This is a genomic window from Aeromonas sp. HMWF017, from assembly GCF_003061465.1.
Classification (GTDB): Bacteria; Pseudomonadota; Gammaproteobacteria; order Enterobacterales; family Aeromonadaceae; genus Aeromonas; species Aeromonas veronii.
Genome location: NZ_QAJD01000143.1, coordinates 1 through 3,185, shown reverse-complemented (window position 1 = coordinate 3,185; position 3,185 = coordinate 1). Strand labels below are relative to the sequence as shown.

Annotated in this window: 2 protein-coding genes, 1 tRNA gene, 1 rRNA gene and 1 pseudogene; all 5 read right to left on the bottom strand. The window is 57.6% G+C overall.

The window, feature by feature from the left end; translation table 11 throughout:
- Positions 1–130, bottom strand: a pseudogene (locus DBR30_RS22260) (fluoride efflux transporter CrcB); the annotation flags it as partial.
- 95 nt (positions 131–225) lie between these two features.
- On the bottom strand, positions 226–1,491 hold the full coding sequence (locus tag DBR30_RS14680) for a cytosine deaminase (protein ID WP_108541198.1): 1,266 nt from the start codon (positions 1,489–1,491) through the stop codon (positions 226–228).
- Positions 1,485–2,729 (bottom strand): cytosine permease, encoded by a 1,245-nt coding sequence (codB, locus tag DBR30_RS14675; RefSeq protein WP_108541199.1) that lies wholly within the window; start codon positions 2,727–2,729, stop codon positions 1,485–1,487. Before codB ends, DBR30_RS14680 begins: the two co-directional genes overlap by 7 nt.
- A 252-nt stretch (positions 2,730–2,981) precedes the next feature.
- A tRNA-Thr gene (locus DBR30_RS14670) sits at positions 2,982–3,057 on the bottom strand.
- 46 nt (positions 3,058–3,103) lie between these two features.
- Positions 3,104–3,185: ribosomal RNA gene (gene rrf / locus DBR30_RS22825) — 5S ribosomal RNA — on the bottom strand; the annotation flags it as partial.

The window sequence follows — 3,185 nt, the reverse complement described above, 5'->3', positions numbered from 1 at the left end:
CCACCACGTTGACCACTAGAGTCCCGTAAGGAAAGTGGCGCCCCAGCAGCAAGGCCATCAGTTCGGCAATCCCAAAACGAAGGCAGGCGCCGATGGCGCCCCCTGCAGCAACATAGAACCAGGTTTGCATGGTGTCACTCCCTCAGGGTCAGGCCGCCATTATGTCGCAATGGCGGCCCTTGTGCCCAGAGGCGGAACTAATCGACATCCAGCCTGATTGAAATCTCAGCGGCGAAAATCGATGGGCTCTGGCTGACCCAGCACGATTTCGGTCTGGGCCGGACGGGTCTGGGCAATCACCTTGCCGTGGCGGATCGAGTAACGCACCGGCACCTGACGGCGCACCGCATCGAAGCCGTTCTCGGCGGGCAGGACTAACAGGTTGGCCGGTTTGCCCACCTCGATACCATAGCGATCCTGCACATTCAGGGTGCGGGCGCTGTGGCTGCTGATCAGCTTCAGACCGTCGTTGATCTGCTCGTAACCCATGATCTGGCAGACATGCAGCCCCATGTGCAGCACCTGCAACATGTTGGCGGTGCCCATGGGGTACCAGGGATCGAACACGTCGTCGTGACCGAAGCAGACGTTGATGTTCGCCTCCAGCATCTCCTTCACCCGGGTAATGCCGCGACGTTTGGGATAGGTATCGAACCGCCCCTGCAGGTGAATGTTCACCAGCGGATTGGCCACAAAGTTGATGTCCGCCATCTTCAGCAGCCGGAACAGGCGGGAAGCATAAGCGCCGTTGTAAGAGTGCATGGCGGTGGTGTGACTGGCGGTGACTCTATGACCGATACCCCGCTCGTAGGCCAGGGTTGCCAGCGTCTCGATGAAACGGGACTGCTCGTCATCGATCTCGTCGCAGTGCACATCGACCAGAACCTGATACTTCTCGGCAAGATCGAAGATGTAGTGCAGACTTTCGACACCATATTCCCGGGTAAACTCGAAGTGGGGTATCGCGCCAATCACGTCTGCCCTCAGCTTGAGCGCCTCCTCCAGCAGTGCCTTGCCGTTGGGGTAGGAGAGGATCCCCTCCTGCGGGAAGGCAACGATCTGCAGCTCGACCCACTCCTTCATCTCCTCCCGCACCTCCAGCATCGCCTTGAGCGCCACCAGATTGGGGTCGGAGACATCGACATGAGTACGGACGAACTGGATGCCGTTGGCGATCTGCCACTTCAGCGTCTGGATAGCGCGCTGTTTCACATCCTCATGGGTCAGCAGCGCCTTGCGCTCGGCCCAGCGCTCGATCCCCTCGAACAGGGTGCCGGAGAGGTTCCAGCTCGGCTCACCCGCCGTCTGGGTGGTATCGAGGTGAATGTGGGGTTCGATAAAGGGGGCAATCGCCAGACCGCCCTCCCCGTCCAGCACCCAACCGGCGACGGCATGTTCGTCATGGGGTTCGATGGCGGTGATGACCCCATCCTGACAGCGGATCTGCCACAACCCTTCCCGATCGGCCAAACGAATATGTTGAATCAGCATTTGTTAGCTTCCTGTACCAGAACCGGCCGCTGGGTGAGGCGAACCAGAATGAAATAGGTGAAGGCGGCGCCCAATACCGCGTTGAGTGGCACTATGCCCGGCAGCCACTTGCCGACAGCCACCCCGACTGCCGTGGCGACCAGCGCCTGCCAGCGCACCGTCTCGAACTGCTGATCGGCAAATTGACGGTAACGCTCACGATTGAGCAGGAAATCCATGATGATAATGCCACCGATCGGCGGGATTGCCGTACTCAAAAAGGCCAGCCAGCCGACAAAGTTGTTGTAAAGCCAGAGGGCGCAAGCCGTACCGATGAGGCCGTTGATCACGCTGAGGGGCTTGCTCTTGAGACCGGTAATATTGGCAAAACCGAGGCCGGAGGCGTAGAGAGCGTTATCGTTGGTGGTCCAGATATTGAGGCCCAGCACCAGAATGGCGGGGATCAACAGCCCCTGCATCAGCATCACTTCCGAGATATCGGCCTGCCCTGTCACGGCCGCGCCGGCTGCACCGAAGACGAACATTAGCGTGTTGCCCAAAAAAAACGCCACCATGGTAATCATGACGGCGCCCCAGGGTTTGCGACCAAATCGAACAAAGTCGGCGGTCAGGGTTCCTGCACTGATAAAGGAACCGACCACCATGGTCAGCGCCGTGGTGAACTCGATAGGATTGCTTGGTTGCACCTGCTGCAGTGCAGCCATGCCACCGGTCGAGGTCACCGCCAGCCAGACCGAGTAGCCGCCAAGCAGTGCAATGGCCGGTACGGCCACAAAGCTCAGCACCATCAGGGCGGAGATGCCGAAGTAGACGGTCACCGTCATCAACATGCCCGAAATGGCGATCAGCCAGTTCACATCTATGCCGGTCGCCTTCTGCACCGGCAGGGCAAACATCGCCACGCCAACGCCAAACCAGCCGACCTGAGTACCGCCGAGCAGCAGGGATGGCAGCCAGGAACCTTTCACCCCAAAGGAGTAACGAGCCAGCAGATGGGTAGAGAGGCCGGTTGAGGCACCGATATAACCGAGACAAGCGGTGTAGATACCCAGCAACAAGTTGCCGATAAGTACCGCCTTGATGAAGTCATCGAACACCAGCCCGGTGCCCAGCGCACCACCGGTCCACATGCTGGCAGAGAAGAAGGTCAGGCCTAGCATCACCAGCATCAGCGACAGCATACCTTTGCGCCCTTTGGCGGGTACCGCCCCCAAACAGTATTCGTTATCCTGCGCCATGCTCTCTCTCCACGTAATAGGCAAAACGCGCCGGATTTTACATGTAAAACGTTTTACGTCAATCAATCATGGTTAAATCTCTGGATAAAACCATCAATAGCAGTCAAATGAGTAACAAATTAGGACTCAAATCAGCAGATAAACTGTGTCGACTGCAAGCAGAGGGTGTTACGGGAATTGGGAATGTAAGGGGATATAAGAAAACTGACAGATGCAAAAAAGCCTCCCTTTTCAGGGAGGCTTTCTATTTAATGGTGCTGATACCCAGAATCGAACTGGGGACCTCATCCTTACCAAGGATGCGCTCTACCGACTGAGCCATATCAGCACACTAACCGGTAAAGACCACGCTGGGCGTAATCTTGAAATTGGGTGCCTGGCAGTGTCCTACTCTCGCATGGCGAATGCCACACTACCATCGGCGCTACCGCGTTTCACTTCTGAGTTCGGCATGGG

Excerpts from the sequence above, each read along its gene's own strand:
- DBR30_RS14680 (WP_108541198.1), bottom strand. The coding sequence starts at position 1,491 with ATGCTGATTCAACATATTCGTTTGGCCGATCGGGAAGGGTTGTGGCAG.
- codB (WP_108541199.1), bottom strand. The coding sequence starts at position 2,729 with ATGGCGCAGGATAACGAATACTGTTTGGGGGCGGTACCCGCCAAAGGG.